Origin of the sequence: Mycolicibacterium alvei, from assembly GCF_010727325.1 — a bacterium.
Lineage (GTDB): Bacteria > Actinomycetota > Actinomycetes > Mycobacteriales > Mycobacteriaceae > Mycobacterium > Mycobacterium alvei.
This window is the reverse complement of the sequence record NZ_AP022565.1, coordinates 5,226,583-5,245,047: the sequence shown is the minus strand read 5'-3', so window position 1 is coordinate 5,245,047 and position 18,465 is coordinate 5,226,583. Positions and strand designations below refer to the sequence as shown.

Below are 18,465 nucleotides of genomic sequence, written 5' to 3'. Positions count from 1 at the left end.
TGTGTTCGTCGCACGTCGAGTCAGGTCGTAGATGGCGGTGCCGTCGACGGTGACCGGGTTTTGCCGGGACCGCTAGGTGCCCGATTGGTCCGTCCTGTGCGTGCCCTGTGAGCTCGTTTCGGGGAGCCGAACCACGAACTCGGTGGAACCGGGTGCGCTGTTCACCTCGATGGAGCCGCCGTGGGCCTTGACCACCGCGGCGACGATCGACAGGCCCAGCCCGGTACTGCCCTCGCGTCGTGAGCGCGACGAATCTCCGCGGGCGAACCGTTCGAACACGTCGGGCAGCAGTCCCGACGGTATGCCGGGGCCGTCGTCGGCGACGGTGATCACCACCGCGTCGGTCTCGGACTGCAACGACACCGTGACCGAGGTTCCCGCCGGGGCATGGGTACGGGCATTGGCCAGCAGATTGGCCAGAACCTGATGCAGGCGGGCCCCGTCGCCCTCGACCACCACCGGGTCCTCGGGCAGGTCGAGTGACCACCGGTGGCCGGGGCCGGCGATGTGAGCGTCGCTGACCGAGTCGACCACGAGCCGGGACAGGTCCACGCTCTCGCGCTCCAATGGCCGGCCGGCGTCGAGGCGGGCCAGCAACAGCATGTCCTCGACAAGTTGCGTCATCCGCGTCGTCTCCGACTCCACGCGGTTCATGGCGTGGGCCACATCGGCGGGCAGGTCATCCCGTTTGCGCTGGGCGAGTTCGGCATAGCCCCTGATGGCTGCCAGCGGTGTCCTCAGTTCATGGCTGGCATCGGCGACGAACTGGCGGACCCGGGTCTCACTCGCCTGGCGTGCCGACAGCGCGCTGGCGATGCGGTCGAGCATCCGGTTCAGCGAGGTGCCGAGCTGACCGACTTCGGTGTGGGCGCCGGCGGGATCGACGGGGACGATGGGCGTGGGCAATTGCACCTCGCCGCGGTCGAGCTCGAGATCGGCCACCTTGCGCGCTGCGGCCGAAACCCGTGACAGCGGCGCGAGTTGGTGCCGGATGATCAGGATTCCGGCGACGGTCGCGGCGATCAATGCGATGAGCGCCACCACACAGAACATTCCGAGCACCCATAGCAGCGTGTCGTCGACGACGGCTGTGGGCAGCCCGGTCACGATGGTCTGCGGTCCGCCGTGACGCGGGTGCAGACCGATCAAGCGGTAGCGGCCCAAGCCGTCGAGGTCGACGGTTTCAGGTACCCGGGTTGCCGGAATCTGCGAAAGCTGTGCAGCCGCGGCTGCACTCACCTCGACCCGCTCTCCTTCCGACGTGATCACCCCGGCGTCCGCGGGACGGTTCGGCGACACGACGGCCCCGACCATGCGCGCGGCCTGTCCGGGGGCGTTGAGGAATCCGGGGCCGGGACCGTCCTCGGGGTCGAACGGCACGCGGTGATGACGGCGCATCCCCGGCGGCGGCGGGGTTCCCGGTGGCGGAGAGGGTAATTCGAAGATGGCGGCTGAGCGCCAGCCGGCCTCTATCAGTTGATCGTCGAGCTGGTTCATCAGAAACCGTTGCAGCGCAAACTCTGTCGCTACGCCGATGCTTGCGCACACCACCGCGAGCAGGGCTACCTGGGTGATGACCAGCCGGGCCCGTAGCGACCAGGTCCGCGGCAACCACCACCGGGTGGCGCTCCCGGACCCGGGCGTCACCTCAGCGCACGGGCCGGAGGACATAACCCGCACCGCGCAGCGTGTGGATCATCGGTTCCCGTCCGCTGTCGATCTTCTTGCGCAGATACGAGACGTACAGTTCGACGATGTTGGACCGGCCGCCGAAGTCGTAACTCCACACCCGATCCAGGATCTGGGCCTTGCTCAATACCCGTTTGGCGTTGCGCATCATGAACCGGAGAAGTTCGAACTCGGTCGCCGTCAGTGTGATCAGGTCACCCGCGCGCGTCACCTCGTGACTGTCCTCGTCGAGCACGAGGTCACCGACGACGATCTTGGCTCCGCCGTCTGCACTGGTCACACCCGTGCGGCGGAGCAGCGCCCGCAACCGCAGCACCACTTCCTCCAGGCTGAACGGTTTGGTGACGTAGTCGTCACCGCCTGCGGTGAGGCCCGCGATGCGGTCCTCCACCGAATCCTTGGCGGTCAGTAGCAGCAAGGGCAGGCCCGGGATCTGCTCGCGCAGCTTGCGCAGCACGTCCAGACCACTCATGTCGGGAAGCATCACGTCGAGGACGACCACATCGGGCGGATTCTCCCGAGCCGCGGCGATCGCACTCGCACCGTCCCCGGCCGTCGCGATGTCCCAACCCTCGTAGCGCAGCGCCATCGACACCAGTTCGGCCAGTACCGGCTCATCGTCGACTACCAGGACCTGGATCGGGTTGCCGTCGGCACGCCGCATGACTGCGCGCCCGGACTCGGAATCGGTGCCGTTGGTCGTCGGACTCACCCGCTCATTATTCGCCCGCTCGTTAGGCCCGACCTGAGCGCTTTCTATGTGCCAGCTGTGAAGATCAGCCGTTGCCGTACCCGTCGGGCAGGTCCACCTTCACCGTCGGCTTGGCGAAAGATGTTTCGAGCTCACTGGGAGCTGTTGTCTTCGTGACGGTTTCACCAACATTGGCCGCCGGCACTGCTCCGTTGTTCGGCGCCTCGGCCACCATCGCGCCGAACGCGCCCATCGTTGCCAGTGCGAGCGCTCCCACCCCGGCCATCGCGTACTTGGTCCACCTGTTGCGTTCGTCTCCTGTCACACCGACCTGCCTACCGGTCGGACCCAGCCGGGTAAAACCGGACAGCTGGTGTCCGGTTGACGAAATCAGCCGTGGTCAGTGCGGTGTGGCAAACCCGGACGGCGTCGTCGCCGAGACTGTCGGCGTGGCCTGCGACGTCTCTGGAGCCGTCGGAGGAGTCGTCGGGGTGACGGTCTGTCCAGTGGTGATGGCCGGGGGTTCCACCCGCTGCGGGGCCCCGGTCAGGACACCGCCCACGCCTACCCCCAACACCGCCGTGGCTAACCCACCGATCGCACCGAGCCCGGCCGAGATCAATTTGAGAATTCGCTGATTGTTTCCCTTCGCGCCACTCATGCGCTCACCTCCGCAGCGTCGTATAGCCGCTGCGACCGGAGGTAAAACCGATATCCCGCCGCGCCGGGTGCTCAGTGCGTGGTGGCGAACCCGGACGGCGGCGTGTATCCGCGCATCGCGGGTACTGCCATCGAGACCGCCGGAGCAGTCGGCGGCGTCGTCTCCGTGCTCGTCTGACCGATGTTCATGTGAGATCCGGAAGCCACCGCATGGGTCACCAGGTGTGCGTCCGAGACCGCTCCGAAGACGCCCAGCCCCACCACTGCCGCACCACCGGCGACCGCAGCGATCACTCTCATATTCGCCAGTCCGCTGACCTTCATGTATTTCAGTGAACGCCCGATTTCTCGGCCGGAGCTGTGCGTCGCCTGCCAGTTCACCACCGGGCGCGGGCACGCCGAAAGTCCACATCGTCGCGGTGAGGGATTCCGGTTCCCCGCTGATTTACCCTGTGTCCCATGCAGCCGTGGGCAGGGACAGCCGGATGACGCGCTTTCTGGCGCGCCGGCTGCTCAACTACATCGTGTTGCTGGCCCTGGCGTCGTTCCTGACGTTCACGCTGACGTCGTTGAACTTCAAACCCCTCGACAGCCTGGAACAGCGCAATCCGCGGCCACCCCAGTCTGCGATCGACGCCAAAGCCGCTGAACTTGGCCTCGACAAGCCGATTCCCCTGCGCTACGTGGACTGGGCCGCCGGGGCGGTCCGGGGTGATTTCGGGACGACGGTGACCGGGCAGCCGGTCTCCGACGAATTGTGGCGACGCATCGGGGTGACGCTGCGCCTGCTGGTCATCGGGGCGATCTCCGGCGCAGTGATCGGTGTGGTGGTCGGAGCCTGGGGTGCGATCCGTCAGTACCGGCTGTCCGACCGGGTCATCACGGTGCTGTCGCTCCTGGTGATCAGCACGCCTTCGTTCGTGATCGCCAACATGCTGATCCTGGCCGCGCTCAACGTGAACTCGATACTGGGCGTGCAACTGTTCGAGTACACCGGGGAAACCGCGCCGGTGCCCGTCGGCGGCGCCTGGGATCAGTTCGTCGACCGGTTGCAGCACCTCGTATTGCCTACCTTCACGCTGGCGCTGATGGCCATCGCCGGTTACAGCCGGTATCAACGCAACGCGATGCTCGATGTGCTCGGGCAGGACTTCATCCGCACGGCACGGGCCAAGGGTCTGACCCGGCGCCAAGCCCTGTTCAAACACGGCCTGCGGACCGCGCTCATCCCCATGGCCACCCTGTTCGCCTACGGTGTGGCCGGTTTGGTCACCGGTTCGGTGTTCGTCGAGAAGATCTTCGGCTGGCACGGCATGGGCGAATGGGTCGTGCAGGGCATCGCCACCCAGGACACCAACATCATCGCCGCCATCACGGTGTTCACCGGCACCGTGATCCTGGTGGCCGGTCTGCTCTCCGATGTCATCTATGCGGTACTGGATCCCAGGGTGAGGGTGACATGACGTCGGACGCCACTGCCTCAGAGGCCACCGCAGCCCGTTCGGGTCTGCACACCGAGGAATTCGCCACTCGGCGCACCCTGGTGTTCCGCCGGTTCCTGCGCAACTGGCCCGCCGTGGTGTCGCTGGCACTTCTGGTGGTCATGTTCGTGGCCTGTTACGCATTGCCGTCGGTACTGCCCTACAACTACTCGGACCTGGACTATTACGCGCTGCAGGAGCCGCCGTCGATCGACCACTGGTTCGGCACCAACGCACTGGGACAGGACATTTTCGCCCAGACCCTGCGCGGCATGCAGAAATCCATGTTGATCGGCGTGTGCGTGGCGTTCATCTCGACCGTCATCGCCGCCACTGTCGGCTCGGTCGCCGGCTACTTCGGCGGCTGGCGCGACCGCACGCTGATGTGGATCGTCGACGTGCTGCTGGTGGTACCGAGCTTCATCCTGATCGCCATCGTCACCCCGCGGTTGAGTCAGTCGGACCGGGTGTTCTGGCTGATCGTGCTGCTCTCGGCGTTCAGCTGGATGATCAGCTCACGCATTGTGCGCGGAATGACCCTGAGCCTGCGGGAACGCGAATTCGTTTTGGCCGCAAGATATATGGGGGTCAGCAGCGGACGCATCATCGTGCGCCACATCCTCCCCAACGTCGCGTCCATCCTGATCATCGACACCGCCCTCAACGTCGGTGTGGCGATCCTGGCCGAAACCGGTTTGAGCTACCTGGGATTCGGCATCCAGGCACCCGACGTCTCGCTGGGCACACTGATCGCCGACGGCACCAAGTCCGCCACGACGTTTCCCTGGGTGTTTCTGTTCCCGGCCGGGGTGCTGGTGCTGATCATCCTGTGCGCGAACCTGGTCGGCGACGGTCTGCGTGACGCTCTCGACCCGGGTAGCGGCGGGCTGCGGCGGCGTCGCGGGAAGGCGCGCCGATGAGTCGACTGCTCGAAGTATCTGACCTCACCGTCGACTTCCCCACCGACACCGACGCGGTACACGCGGTGCGGGGACTCAACTTTCACGTGGATGCCGGCGAGGTGGTCGCGCTCGTCGGCGAATCCGGCGCCGGGAAATCGGCCAGCGCGATGGCCGTGGTCGGCCTGCTGCCCGAGTTCGCCGAGGTTTCCGGATCGGTGCAGTTGCGCGGCAAGGAACTGATCGGGCTGTCGGACCCGGAGCTCTCGCAAGTCCGGGGCAACGCCATCGGCACGGTGTTCCAGGACCCGATGTCCGCACTGACGCCCGTCTACACCGTCGGCGACCAGATCGCCGAGGCCCTCACGGTGCACAACCGCAACCTGGGCCGGCGCGCGGCCCGGACCCGCGCCGTGGAACTGCTTGAGCTGGTGGGTATCGCCCAGCCGGAACAGCGGGCCCGCGCCTTCCCACACGAACTGTCCGGCGGCGAACGCCAACGTGTGGTGATCGCCATCGCCATCGCCAATGACCCCGATCTGCTGATCTGCGACGAACCCACCACGGCCCTGGACGTCACGGTGCAGGCCCAGATCCTCGATGTGCTCAAGACCGCGCGTGACGTCACCGGCGCCGGGGTGCTCATCATCACCCACGACCTCGGCGTGGTGGCCGAGTTCGCCGACCGGGCCCTGGTGATGTACGCCGGACGAGCCGTCGAGGACGCACCGGTGGCCCGGCTCTACGAGCAGGCCCGGATGCCCTACACCGTCGGACTGCTCGGCTCGGTGCCACGGCTGGACGCCCCACAGGGCACCCGGCTGGTGCCGATCCCCGGTGCCCCGCCCTCGCTCACCACCACGCCGCAGGGCTGCCCATTCGCCCCGCGCTGCCCGCTGGTGATCGACGAATGTAAGGCCGCCGAGCCAGAACTCGTCGAGTTGGCGCCGGACCACCACGCCGCCTGCATCCGCACCGAGCAGGTCGCCGGGCGCAGCGCCGCCGAGATCTACCAGGTGACCGACTCGGCCACCGCCACTGCTGACACCCCGTCCGCCGACACTTCGGTGGTGCTGCGGGTGCGCGAGCTGTCCAAGACCTACACCTTGACCAAGGGCGTGGTGTTGCGCAGGCAGGTCGGCGAGGTCCGCGCGGTCGACAACGTCAGCTTCGACCTGCACAGTGGCCGCACCCTCGGCATCGTCGGCGAGTCCGGATCCGGCAAGTCCACCACCCTGCACCAGATCCTGAATCTGGCTGCACCGCAATCGGGTTCGATCGAAGTTCTCGGCTCCGACGTGGCCAACCTGAGCCGCAGAGCGCGCCGGGCACTGCGCACCGACCTCCAGGTGGTGTTCCAGGACCCGGTTGCCTCGCTGGACCCCCGGCTGCCGGTGTCGGATGTGTTGGCCGAACCGTTGACCGCCAACGGTTTCGACAAGCCACGGATCGACGAGCGGGTGGCCGAGCTACTCGAATTGGTGGGCCTGCGGCGCGCGGACGCGAGCCGCTACCCAGCCGAATTCTCCGGCGGTCAGAAGCAGCGCATCGGGATCGCCCGCGCCCTGGCCCTGCAGCCCAAGATCATCGCGCTCGACGAACCGGTCTCCGCGCTCGACGTCTCCATCCAGGCCGGGATCATCAACCTCCTGCTCGACCTGCAGGACCGATTCGGGCTGGCCTATCTGTTCGTGTCACACGACTTGTCGGTGGTCAAGCACCTGGCCCATGACGTCGCGGTGATGTATCGGGGCGCGGTCGTCGAACAGGGTTCCGGCGATGCCGTGTTCGACGCCCCGCAGCACCCGTACACCCGCAAGTTGCTGGCGGCGGTGCCGCAACCCGTCACAGGCATCTAGCATCGACGGGGTGAACGGGTTCAAGGGGTTCAAGCTCCAGCGTTTCGCCATCGTCGCAGCAGTCACCACATTGGCCCTGGCCGGGTGTTCGGGTGGCGACCGGGAAACCCCCTCGGCGGGCGGTAACGCCGAGGTCGGCACCACCAACGACATCAACCCCCAGGACGTGGCAAACCTGCGTCAGGGCGGCAACCTGCGCCTGGCGTTGACCGAGTTCCCGTCGAATTTCAACCCACTGCACCTCGACGGCAACACCGGCGATGTCGGCTCGCTCACCAGACCCACGATGCCCCGCGCCTTCCTGATCGCCGCCGACGGATCGGCGACGGTGAACACCGACTACTTCACCAACGTCGAACTGACCGGCACCAACCCCCAGGTGGTCACCTACACGATCAACCCCAAGGCAGTCTGGTCCGACGGCACTCCGATCACCTGGGAGGACATCAAGTCCCAGACCGAGGCCAACAGTGGGAAGAACCCCGCGTTCGTCATCGCCGCCCCCAGCGGCAGCGAGCGGGTGGCCTCGGTGACCCGCGGTGTGGACGACCGACAGGCCGTGATGACCTTCGCCAAACCGTACGCGGACTGGAAGGGCATGTTCGCCGGCAACGGGCGACTGTTGCCCAAGAGCATGACCGCCACTCCCGAGGCGTTCAACAAGGCCCAACTCAGCCAGCCCGGACCGTCGGCAGGACCGTTCCTGGTATCCGACATCGACCGGGGCGCGCAGCGGATCACGTTGAGCCGCAACCCGAAATGGTGGGGTGCCCCGCCACTGTTGGACACGATCACCTTTCTGGTGCTCGACGACTCCGCACGCATACCGGCACTGCAGAACAATACGATCGACGCCACCGGCACCGCGTCGCTGGACGAACTGACCATTGCGCGTAAGACCGCGGGTATCAGCATCCGGCGGGCACCGTCGGCCAGCTGGTACCACCTGACGTTCAACGGCGCGCCCGGGTCGATCCTGGCCGACCCGGCGCTGCGTGGTGCCGTCGCCAAGGGCATCGACCGGCAGGCCATCGCCAATATCACCCAGCGGGGTCTCACCGACAATCCGGTGCCGCTGAACAATCACATCTTCGTGGCGGGTCAGCAGGGTTACCAGGACAACGCCGCCTCGGTGGCCTTCGACCCCGACAAGGCCAGGGCCGAACTCGACGCGCTGGGTTGGAAAGTGCCTGCGGGACGGCAGTTCCGGGAGAAAGACGGCAAGGAACTCGTCATCCGCAACGTGTTCTACGACGCGGGCAGCACCCGGCAGGTAGCCCAGATCGCGCAGAACATGCTCGGCCAGATCGGGGTGAACCTGAAGCTCGACACCAAGCCGGGCACCGGTTTCTTCACCAACTACATCATCAAGGGTGACTTCGACATTGCCCAGTTCGCGTTCCTCGGCGACGCTTTCCCCCTGAGCTCGTTGACCCAGATCTACGCGCAGAACGGCGCCAGTAACTTCGGCAAGATCGGCAGCCCGGAGATCGACGCCAAGATCGAGCAGACGCTGGAGGAGCTGGACCCGTCCAAGGCGCTGGCTCTGGCCAACGAGCTGGACCAGATGCTGTTCGCCGAGGTGTTCAGCCTCCCCTTGTTCCAGTCGCCTGGAAACGTCGCGGTGCGCAGCAGCCTGGCCAATTTCGGGGCCCCCGGGCTGGCCGATACCGACTACACCAAGGTCGGTTTCCTCAAGTAGGCCGTCCTCGCGTTCTGCCGGCGGGCATCGCTGCCTCCACGATGGTGGCCGCCGCGACGGCCGACACCGCCACCCGGATCACCGGACGTGCGGGCAGGGCGTCCAGTTCGGCGGCCGTGGCCGAAAGTTGCTCGGCCACACCGTCACGCACCGCACGGATCACCGCCAAGGCAGCCCGCTCCCTGGTATCGACCACACTGTGCACCACCGTCGGCATCCGGACCAGCACAGCCTCGGGCACCAGTGCCGCGATCCGCTCGGCAACGACCGGCGGCGTGGTCAGGTCGCGGCCACCGGACAGCACCACGGTGGGCCAGCGAAAGTTCGGTAACTCGGCCGGCAGGTCGAAAGGTTCGGCCTCGAAGGGTTCGAAGAACTTCGCACTGCCGATCATGTCGGCCATCTCCAGCGCTGGATCCAGCGGCAGACCGTCGGGTACCCCGGCGTAGTTCAACTCGCGGAAGGCGATCCGCCCGACGAGATCTACCTCGTTGCGGTACGGCGCTTTTCGTGTCGACATCCGGCTGAGCCGGTTGAGTGCGGACCAGACCACCGTCCGCCCTCGCAGCAACAACTCGAGTTGGCGGTCCAGCAGGGCAGCGCCGCCGAACCCGTACAACAGGCCGGCCAGTTCTCCGCCCCTGGTGGCCAATGCCCCGTCGGCCACCAGACGCCGGACCTTGGGCGCCAGGGTCACGGTCTCCGGGTCCGTCCCCTCCCACAGCAGCCCGCGAACTGCGCGGCGCATGTCTTCGATATCGGCGGTAGACAGCAGTGGCGAATCCAGCACCATCGCGCAGACCCGGCCCGGATGGCGCACCCCGAAACCAGCGGCGATGTAGCTTCCGTACGAGGTGCCGTACAGCACCGCGTCGTGCGCGCCGGCGTCATCCAGGACCGCCGCGATGTCGTCGACCACCTGCTCGACGGTGATGGCCTCCGGAGGCAGATCTGCACCCACATCGGTGTGCCGCGACATCCCGACGCCACGGTGCTCGATCATGATCACGTCGCATCCGGCCGCGGTTGCACGCCTGCGCAGCGAGCGGTACGGCTGGATCGATGCCATGCCGGGGCCGCCCGGGATGATCACCACCGGGTGCGCCGATTTGCGCCCGGCCCGCACGTAGAACAGGTCGAACTGCTCGTCAGAACCCGGACTGACCGGGCGGCGAACCGCCCGCACCCCCGGTAACGCAGCCAGCTTGTCGTGCACCCGCCTGCGCTTGGCGTTCATCGTCATTGCGCTCCATTGTGCCGCGCAAGGCTCAGCTCAGATAGATGGCGAAAATCGCCCCGAACAGCACCACCAGCCAGCCGTCCGTGGCGAGCTTGAGCCACCGTGGCGCGGTCCGGACCTCCATGAACTGCCGGATGATCAACCGGGACTTGATCAGCGTCAGCACGAGCACCAGCGCGGTGATCGGCACGCTGGCCCGCAACGTCTCTGAATACTGCGCAGGCGCCAACCACCACGATCCGACGGTGATGACGACCAGCAGCAGCCACGTCTGAGTCACAGCCTTGTCGGTCATCGTCACCTCACCACGTACAGCAGGCCGAAGATGATCACCCAGAGCAGGTCGACCATATGCCAGTACACCGCGCTCGCCTCCACGACCGACGCGCGGCGTCTGGATGGATTCTGCAGCTCCCGCACGATCACGCCCAACGCGATGAGCCCGATCAGCACGTGAATCAGGTGCACACCGGTCAACACGTAGTAGAACGAGTAGAACATCTCGGAATTGGTGTGCCCGTTCTGGATCTTGACGATCCATTCATAACCCTTGCAGGCCATGAACATCAGACCGCCGACAGCGCCGGCGTAGGTCAGCCGGATCGCCGCTTCGTGACGGCCGGCCCTGGCGGCCAGCACCGCCCGGGCCACCAGCCAGGAACTGGTCAGCAGGATCACCGTATTGACGACACCGATGTCGATGTCGAGATGCTGTTGAGCACGCAGGAATTCTTCGGGATGCATGGTCCGGTAGATCATGAAGACGATGAAGTAGCCACCGAAGATGACCAGGTCACCGAGCACCATCACCCACATGTGCCCGTCGCCGGGCAGATGCTCCGACGACGGCTGTGGTCGTGAATCAGTTTGTGTCACTGGATGTTTCCTCACGATTGAGGGCCTGCCGTAGCAGCACGATCAGGGCCGACAGCCAGACGGAGAAGACCACTACCGCCCACCAGAACGCGATCGATCCGTTCCACGCGAACGGCCCCGACTCGAACACGAACATCTGCGTGGCGATCACTTCGGTGATGATCTGCCAGATGGTCACATAGGCGAACCACATCGGGAAGATCTTGTTCTTGTCGTAGAGGATGGCGATCGCAAATACCAGGTAGGCCGCCGTGAAACAGCCCAACGAGCCGTTGTAGGAGAGCATTCCGAGGTCATAGAGCAGGCTGATCAATTCCGGGTCGCGGTCGGGCCGGAAGGCCGCGGTGAGAAAGCACACCGAAACCAACATGAATCCCGGCAGTGCACCGACGCCCATGCCACCGATGTAGCCGTAGGCGAACACCGAACCGACTGACATGCGCTTGATCTGGTAGGCGACCAGCCCGTTGGTCATCGCCGCACCACCGAGCAGGATCAGCAGTAGGCAGAAGCCGATCTTGATGGTCAGGCCGTGTTCGGCGAAGAACGCCACCTTGTCGGCCGCGGTGACATCGGGGCGCGGTGGCGGCGTCACCCTGGTCAGGATGCAGATGATGACGCCGAAGGCCCCGTACCAGAGCGGGAAGAACCAGGTCATCAACCGCACGTCGGGCCGGCCCGGCGGCGCCTCGGCCAGGACGGTCACGCCTGCACCTGTCCCGCTACGACGCCTTCGGACACGGCCTGGCTGATCACCGCGCGGCGCAGCACGAAGAACATCACGATGACGAAGATTGCGAAGGCCCCGTTGCGCAACCAGAAGGCCAGCACGCCGTCCCAGGCCAGCGGTCCGGTGTGAAACGCCGCCGCGCCCGCGGCCGGAATCATCGCCAACGCGGTGGCCAGCGAGTAGTGGCCCACCCAGCGTGGGAACACCGGGGCGGGCCCGTTGTCGAAATAGACCGCGACCGCCAGCACGGCGAATTGCGACACCACCATGCCGACCGGCGCGATGAACACGATCCAGGCCAGATCGTTGAGCAGCATGATCAGTTCCGGGTTACGGTCCGGACGAAACGCGGCCACCAGGAAGAATACGTTGGACAACGCGAAGATCGTGGCACCGCTGACCGCAGCGGTGAGGTAGCAGTAGGCGAAGACGTCGGTCTGGCCCTTCATGCGTTTCATCTGGACGACGATCACCATGAAGAACGGCAGGATCATGATTCCGCAGAGATTGAAGGTCACCTGACTGAATCGGATCCATGCGGTGTGGTCGGCGTAGAACTCGGCGACCTGTTGCGCGTTCCAGGTCGGTGACATAGGCGGCCAGAAGCCGGGAAACGCCAGCAGCGCCACCAGCAGCACGACCCCGACGACCGGACCAGTCCACAGGCTCACCCACTGGGCCTTGATATTGCCGGCTTTCGGCAGGTCTTGAACCTGCTCCAGGATCTGCATCCCTACCTCCAAAACTGACTTCAGTCAGAACTTCTTACCCCCGAAACCGTAGTGGCAGCGGCTCAATAATGAAAGACCTAAACTGAGTACAGTCAGTAATAAGTGACGTAGCATCGAGCCGTGCTCAAGGCCACCCCCCGCAGCCGCAAGGGCTTGCAGACACGGGAGCGCTTGCTGGGCGCAGCGATCTCCGAGTTCAAACGCGACGGCATGGCCGCAGCCGATACGGCCGCGATCGCGTCGGCCGCGGGTGTCGCCCACGGCACCTTCTTCTTCCACTTCCCCACCAAGGAACACGTCCTGGTGGAGCTGGAACAGCGCGAGGAGGCGCGGATGGCCGCCGGGCTCATCCGATTCTTCGCCACACCGCACGATGTCCGTGCCACCCTCACCGAATCCGTACGCATGCTGGAAAAGTTGGAGCGGCGTCTGGGCCGCCCATTGTTCAAAGATTTTCTGGCGCTTCATTTCTCCACGACCCGCCCGCCCACGGAGGAATGGGCACACCATCCTGTGCTGGTGGCATTGGTCGAGGAACTCCAGCGCGCCAGGGACGCCGGCGAGATCCCAGATGAGGTAGACGTGCTGCACAATGGCGCATCGTTTTTCGCCGGGCTCTACGCACTGTTGATCACCATTCCCGACACCCCTGACGTGCGGGTCCAGGTGATCAACGAATACCTGACCACCTATCTCTACGGTATGCGGGTGAAGGGTTTGGGTTCGGGCTGATCCGAACACGTGCCCTCCGATAGCCGGTCCGGATACAACGGTGCCATGACCTCCGTCGAGAACGTGACCCACATCCAGCCCGGGACCCCGGACTGGGATGACCTGCTGGCCTCGATCGCCTCAGGCGCCAAGGACCGTGACCTGAACGACGAGAACCCTTTCGATCAGGTCGCGGCGCTCAAGCGCACCGGGTTCGGCTCCCTGCGCCTGCCCGAGACCCTGGGCGGCTCCGGATTCACTGTGCCGCAGCTGTTCTCCGCGGTGATCGACGTGGCCAAAGCCGATCCCATTGTGGCCCACATCTTCCGGACCCACTTCTGGTTCACCGAGGAGCGGCTGCGCATTGCCGATCATCCGGTGTCCAGGCACTGGCTGGGCAAGATCGCAGCGGGAAAGATCTTCGGTAACGCGTTCAGCGAGAAGGGCTCATTGGCCGTGGGCAGCCTGGTGTTCAACACCCGGCTGCGGGCCGATCCAGCCGGGTCGGGGTTCCTCCTCGCCGGCGAGAAGTACTACAGCACCGGCACCCTGTTCTCGGACTATCTGACGGTCACCGCCACCACCGATCATGACTCGGTGGCCAACGTCCTGGTCCCCACCGACCGTGATGGAGTGCGGCTCGTCGATGACTGGGACGGATTCGGCCAGCGCCGCACCGGGACCGGTACCACGACGTTCACGAACGTCGCGGTCGCCGCCGACGAGATCCTGTCCGACACCCCGTACGACGCCGAACCGGTGCCGACCGTGCAGTACGCCTCGCTGCAGTTGTTCATCCACGCGGTGGTCGCGGGCATCCTGGCCAATGTGGTCGACGACGGAGTGGCGCTGCTGCGCTCCCGCGAACGCAACTTCAGCCATGCCGTCACCGAGCGGCCCACCAATGATCCGCTGCTCCAACGCCAACTCGGGGTCCTGGCCAGCACGGCCTATGTGGCCCGGGCCGCGGTTCTCGATGCGGCGACGGCGATCGGTGCCGCCACGGACTCTGCCGTCGACGGGGTGCCCGATGCGCGGCTCGCGGCGGAAGCCCAACTCAAGGTAGCCAAGGTCAAGGTGCACCTGGACGACGTCGCCCTCGAGGCCGCTACCCGGCTGCTGGAACTCGGCGGGGCCAGTGCAGCCTCCCGGCAGCGCAATCTGGACCGGCACTGGCGCAACATCCGCACCATCACCCTGCACAACCCGGTGGCCTACAAAGCACGGGTGATCGGCCAGAACTTGTTGCACGGCACGCCCGTTCCGTCCAACGCCTACTTCTGATCGTCAGGCCGTCAGCTCGATGTGGTGCGCACCGCCGACGCCGGCGTACCGCTCCGGGCTGCAGGTCAACACGATGACCTGCCCGTCCCCGCCTACGGCGTCGAACACCGCACCCATCTTGGTCAACCGCTCCGGATCGGTGAAGCCCAGCGCATCGTCGATGATGACGGGCACGCTGTCCTCCTTGGCCACCATCGTGGCACCGGCCAGCCGGGCGACGATCGCCAATTGCTCCTTGGCACCGCCCGACAGCGATTCGTACGGCACCGTGCGGCCGGACACCGTGCGGGTCCGGATGTTCAGATCGCTGTCGACTTCGACCTCGAAATCCTCCCCGAACACGAGCCGGCCCAGCCGCTGCACCTCGAGGCGGAACGGATCGGCGTAGCGCTGACGGGTGGCGTCGCGGTGGCGGGCCATCACCGACCGCAGGGTCTCGGCGGCGCGGGCCCGGCGGTGCACCCGAAGGTACTCGGAGTGGGCGTGCTCCCGTTCGGTCTCGGCGGTGTCGAGGTGCCCCTTGCGTCCCTGAGTGCCGTACACCTTGAGTTGTGCCGCCAGCTCTCGCAGCTCGTCGGCGGCCTCCCGGTGGCGCGCATCGATCACCCCGGCGCGCCGGACTGCCTCCTCGAGTGCGGCCTTCACTGAATCCGGTGGGGTGGAAGATAATTCGGCGCGTAGACCGGCCGCGTGGCCCGCGGCAGCAACGGCTTCCTCGTCGGTGGTCTGCGCCTTGACCGCCAACTCGTCGTCACCGGCCTGTGCACGCTGGACCTCCAACCGGCCGCCGGCAACCGTCAGCTCGGCCTGTGCCGTGGTGAGCTTCTCACGCAGCACGCTCAGGCGGGTCGACCTTTCCTGTAGCTTCTCGGCCGCCGCGGTGACCACCTTGCGGCTGGTCTCACTGTCGGACACCGCCTGGCGGTACACCGCCACCGCAGTATCGAGTGCGCTTCGGGCGGTGGCGATATCGGCGGGTCCGGCGAGCTCGAACAACCCGGTCTCATCGGGCAGCCCGGCCCGCAGATGCGCCAGCCGGGATCGCAGATCCGCCAGCTGGTCATCTCCGGTGAATGCCTCGACGGTGGCGCGCAAGCGATCCCGGCTGCCGAGCAGTTCCCGGCGCCGGCCATCGAGTGCTCGCGCGGCATCGACGCCGTCGACTCCGGCAGCGGTCAACGCAGCAGTCAGCACATTCTGCGCCTCGTCGAGCCGGGCCTGAGTCTGCGCGGCGGGCGTTCCCGGCACCACGCGGACGGTGAGCACCCCGGGCACGTCAATCTCGGTTCGTGCGGTGGTGTTGACCGACCACGGTTGGCCCGCCGCCAAAGACACCTGCGCCCCGTCCACCCGGACATCGCGGTCGGCGACTGCCACGAGTTCGATTCGTGCCGAAGCGAGTTCAGCCTGTCCCGCGGCACGTTCCACCGCGACCGCCGCCGACTCGATGGTCCGCATCCCGGCATCGTCGAGGGTGACCTCGGCGAGCTCGCGGTTGACCTGGTCGAGGTCACGCATGCCGGCGTCGATCTTGCTCAGCCGGCCAGCCAGGCGGTCGGCCTCGTCGCGGTCGGTCATCCGCGTCAGGGTGGTACGGGCGGTCTCCACCCGGGCTTCGTGCTCCTGCGCTGCCGCCTGAGCCTGTTCGGCGGCGGCTTCGGCAGCCTCGTACACCCCACGCGCCGTGGTGGTTTCATCGTCGGCCGTACTCAGCGCGGCCTGCAGTTCGGTGATGGTGGCGGCCCGCTCGTCGAGGTCGGCGCGCAGCCGTCGACGTTCGGTGAGCGCGGCGGCGGCCGCGGCCTGCGTCATCCGGGCGGCCTCGGCCACCACATCGGCCTCTTTGAGCCGTTGCACCAATGCGGCAACCGCTTCGGCAGCCTTGCGGGCGGCGTCCAGACCGGCCTGGGCCGCTTCGTGTTCATCGGCCAATCCGGTGACCTCCACGCTGAGTTCGACATGTCGACGCACCGCGTCATCGACCTCGGCCACTTCCGCGGCGCATCGCGCGACCTCGCCGTCGGCGGCCGCCAGTCGCTTGGTCACCGCCGCCCACTCGCCGGTGGGCCGACCGGTGGCGGTGAAATAGCGCAGATACTCCGCGTCGATGCGCTCGATCAGCAGCGGCTCATCCCCCGAGAGCGCCACCGCCTCGCCGGCAGCCACGTCCAGCGCCCGGGCCAGCGCATCCGAGCCGGACAGGTCGACCGGGGCAGTCGAGCTGGACTGCAGCACCCGCTGGGCCTGCCACAGACTGGTGTCCATGGTCTCGGCGAGCATGGTCAATACCCGCTCGTGCGCCTCGTCCCCGCTGAGCTGCTCGCGCACCGGCGCCAGCACGGTCAGCTGGGTTTCGGCGCGCTTGTGAAAGCGCTTGCGATACATGAAACGGTAAGGACCGGTGGATATTTCGGCCGCCACCTCGGCGCCGACGTCAGCGTGAGTCGGTTTGACCTGCTTGACTTCCTTCTTCCCCGAGCGGTCCTTGGCCTCGAGCAGCAGATCCAGCGCCTCGATCATCGAGGACTTGCCGATCTCATTGGCGCCGCTGACCACCACTACGCCGTGATCGGGGAATTCGATCTCACGGTGGGTGACGCCGCGGTAGTTGGTCAGGACCAGACGGTGCAGTTTCATGCCGCACCCCGGTCCACCAGACGCAGCAACAGCCCCAACGCTGCCCGTGCATCGTCGGCTCCGGATCCCTCGGTACGGGCGGTGGCCACCAACTCGTCCACCGCGGCTGCCGCGAACCCGCCGATACCCAGGTCGTCGAACTCCCCGTCGGCGGGCAGGACCACGATCTCGGTGTGCCGCTCCCACTCGGTGAGAGCTGCGAACAAGCGGGCGTACCTGTCGAGGCAGGCATCCAACGCGGCCTTGTCCGTCACGGTCAGCGAACCCGTCAACGCCAGGCGGACCACGGTGCGTTCCTTATCCGCCAACAGGTCCAGATTGAGATCCAGATCGGCCACGTCGCGGTCGGTGTCCACCTCGCGGCGCAGCGTGATGAATCGCCAGCGGCCCACCCGCTGCGAATCCACCCGCACCGGCCGGTGCGGGTCGGCCTCGTCGATCTCGACCACCAGGACATGCCCCGGATCGGATTCGATGTCGTCGTAGTTGGTCACCTCGGGCGAACCCGAGTACCAGACCCGGCCGGTCGACCCGACCTCGGTGCGGGAGTGCTTGTCTCCCAATGCCACATAGTGCACCGCACCGCGCGCCAGCGCGTCCTCGACGGCGGCCAACCGGATCAGTGACGGTTTGTCCTTGTCCGGATCGAGGATGTCGACCCCGCCGTGCCCGACCACCACGCGCGTGGTCCCGTCGGCGGGCAGATCGGCAAGCACGTCCCCGACCAGATCCGAAGTAGGCGCCTTGGACCGCCACGGAGCGGCAACAATCTGCAGGCCGGGCCGCACCTCGTGCACACCCGCGCGATCGAGGACCACGACGTTGTCCGGGCATTCCGCGGTGAACAGCGCGCTGGTGTAGACCGAGGCGGCATCCAGCGGATCGTGGTTGCCCGGCAGCAGATACACCGGCACCCCGATGGCCCGCATGGCCTCCAACGACAGGCTGACCTCGCGGGGAGCCAACTGGTTGTGCTCGAACACATCTCCGGACACCACGACGAACTCCGCACCCGAGGCCGCCGCCACCGGGCCGAGGGCCGAGACCGCCTCCCGGCGCGCCGCCGAGTATCGAGGCTGGGCCTCGCCGTCACCGGCCTTGAGGAAGCGACGGGTCATGCCGAGTTGCCAGTCGGCGGTGTGCAGAAAACGCATCGGCCCCGTCCCTCCTGTGTTCACCCCTCGCGGGTTCAACTTCCGAGCAAAGCGAGTGTAGGACTGGCCACCGACAAGTCCCGGGACCTGGACCGGCATGGCCCCGCGTGGGTGCCTACCC

Annotated in this window: 18 protein-coding genes; 6 read left to right on the top strand and 12 right to left on the bottom strand. The window is 66.5% G+C overall.

The window, feature by feature from the left end:
- Positions 1-72 precede the first annotated feature (72 nt).
- The 5 genes from G6N44_RS25090 to G6N44_RS25070 form a co-directional block, all read right to left on the bottom strand.
- Entirely contained in the window at positions 73-1,671 is a 1,599-nt protein-coding gene (locus G6N44_RS25090; protein WP_163668719.1) for a sensor histidine kinase, read from the bottom strand.
- Positions 1,649-2,353: a response regulator transcription factor gene (locus G6N44_RS25085; RefSeq protein ID WP_163670325.1), complete on the bottom strand. Its 705-nt coding sequence runs from the start codon at positions 2,351-2,353 to the stop codon at positions 1,649-1,651. Before G6N44_RS25085 ends, G6N44_RS25090 begins: the two co-directional genes overlap by 23 nt.
- 112 nt (positions 2,354-2,465) lie before the next feature.
- Positions 2,466-2,705 (bottom strand): hypothetical protein, encoded by a 240-nt coding sequence (locus G6N44_RS25080; protein ID WP_235682869.1) that lies wholly within the window; start codon positions 2,703-2,705, stop codon positions 2,466-2,468.
- A 75-nt stretch (positions 2,706-2,780) separates the two neighbouring features.
- Complete coding sequence (locus tag G6N44_RS25075; protein WP_163668717.1) at positions 2,781-3,041, bottom strand: hypothetical protein; 261 nt, start codon at positions 3,039-3,041, stop codon at positions 2,781-2,783.
- 71 nt (positions 3,042-3,112) lie between these two features.
- The gene (locus G6N44_RS25070; RefSeq protein WP_163660031.1) at positions 3,113-3,364 is read right to left on the bottom strand and encodes a hypothetical protein; all 252 of its coding nucleotides are present in this window, start codon (positions 3,362-3,364) and stop codon (positions 3,113-3,115) included.
- 161 nt (positions 3,365-3,525) lie between these two features.
- Between G6N44_RS25070 and G6N44_RS25065 the strand changes: the two genes are divergently transcribed.
- The 4 genes from G6N44_RS25065 to G6N44_RS25050 are packed head-to-tail and all read left to right on the top strand — an operon-like array spanning position 3,526 to position 8,981.
- Positions 3,526-4,503, top strand: a complete 978-nt coding sequence (locus G6N44_RS25065) for an oligopeptide ABC transporter permease OppB (protein ID WP_163668715.1) — start codon at positions 3,526-3,528, stop codon at positions 4,501-4,503.
- A complete protein-coding gene (locus tag G6N44_RS25060) occupies positions 4,500-5,441 on the top strand; it encodes an oligopeptide ABC transporter permease OppC (RefSeq protein WP_163668713.1) in 942 nt (313 codons plus the stop codon). The genes G6N44_RS25065 and G6N44_RS25060 overlap by 4 nt, the downstream gene beginning before the upstream one ends.
- A complete protein-coding gene (locus G6N44_RS25055; RefSeq protein WP_163668711.1) occupies positions 5,438-7,279 on the top strand; it encodes an oligopeptide ABC transporter ATP-binding protein OppD in 1,842 nt (613 codons plus the stop codon). Before G6N44_RS25060 ends, G6N44_RS25055 begins: the two co-directional genes overlap by 4 nt.
- Positions 7,280-7,289: 10 nt before the next feature.
- The gene (locus tag G6N44_RS25050) at positions 7,290-8,981 is read left to right on the top strand and encodes an oligopeptide ABC transporter substrate-binding protein OppA (protein ID WP_163668709.1); all 1,692 of its coding nucleotides are present in this window, start codon (positions 7,290-7,292) and stop codon (positions 8,979-8,981) included.
- On the opposite strand, the gene G6N44_RS25045 is transcribed toward G6N44_RS25050, so the two are convergent.
- Genes G6N44_RS25045 through G6N44_RS25025 form a run of 5 tightly spaced genes read right to left on the bottom strand, consistent with a single transcriptional unit; the run spans position 8,974 to position 12,558 of the window.
- A complete protein-coding gene (locus G6N44_RS25045) occupies positions 8,974-10,224 on the bottom strand; it encodes an alpha/beta fold hydrolase (protein ID WP_163668707.1) in 1,251 nt (416 codons plus the stop codon). The two genes, G6N44_RS25050 and G6N44_RS25045, sit on opposite strands and share 8 nt — an antisense overlap.
- A gap of 25 nt (positions 10,225-10,249) precedes the next feature.
- Positions 10,250-10,516 (bottom strand): cytochrome C oxidase subunit IV family protein, encoded by a 267-nt coding sequence (locus G6N44_RS25040; RefSeq protein ID WP_163668705.1) that lies wholly within the window; start codon positions 10,514-10,516, stop codon positions 10,250-10,252.
- A gap of 2 nt (positions 10,517-10,518) precedes the next feature.
- On the bottom strand, positions 10,519-11,037 hold the full coding sequence (locus G6N44_RS25035; protein WP_235683127.1) for a cytochrome c oxidase subunit 3: 519 nt from the start codon (positions 11,035-11,037) through the stop codon (positions 10,519-10,521).
- A 46-nt stretch (positions 11,038-11,083) separates the two neighbouring features.
- Positions 11,084-11,755 (bottom strand): hypothetical protein, encoded by a 672-nt coding sequence (locus tag G6N44_RS25030; protein ID WP_235683126.1) that lies wholly within the window; start codon positions 11,753-11,755, stop codon positions 11,084-11,086.
- Between the two features lie 44 nt (positions 11,756-11,799).
- Positions 11,800-12,558, bottom strand: a complete 759-nt coding sequence (locus G6N44_RS25025; protein WP_163668700.1) for a hypothetical protein — start codon at positions 12,556-12,558, stop codon at positions 11,800-11,802.
- Between the two features lie 120 nt (positions 12,559-12,678).
- Between G6N44_RS25025 and G6N44_RS25020 the strand changes: the two genes are divergently transcribed.
- Both G6N44_RS25020 and G6N44_RS25015 read left to right on the top strand, forming a co-directional pair.
- A complete protein-coding gene (locus G6N44_RS25020; RefSeq protein ID WP_163668698.1) occupies positions 12,679-13,290 on the top strand; it encodes a TetR/AcrR family transcriptional regulator in 612 nt (203 codons plus the stop codon).
- Positions 13,291-13,335: 45 nt separating this feature from the next.
- Positions 13,336-14,553, top strand: coding sequence for an acyl-CoA dehydrogenase family protein (locus tag G6N44_RS25015; RefSeq protein ID WP_163668696.1), 1,218 nt, complete (start codon positions 13,336-13,338; stop codon positions 14,551-14,553).
- A 3-nt stretch (positions 14,554-14,556) separates the two neighbouring features.
- Here G6N44_RS25015 and G6N44_RS25010 read toward each other — a convergent pair whose 3' ends face one another.
- Together G6N44_RS25010 and G6N44_RS25005 are read right to left on the bottom strand one after the other, a co-directional pair.
- Entirely contained in the window at positions 14,557-17,190 is a 2,634-nt protein-coding gene (locus tag G6N44_RS25010) for an AAA family ATPase (protein WP_163668694.1), read from the bottom strand.
- Positions 17,187-18,344 carry a metallophosphoesterase family protein gene (locus G6N44_RS25005; protein ID WP_163668692.1) on the bottom strand — a complete coding sequence of 386 codons (1,158 nt, stop codon included), beginning with the start codon at positions 18,342-18,344 and terminating at the stop codon, positions 17,187-17,189. The genes G6N44_RS25010 and G6N44_RS25005 overlap by 4 nt, the downstream gene beginning before the upstream one ends.
- Positions 18,345-18,465 lie beyond the last annotated feature (121 nt).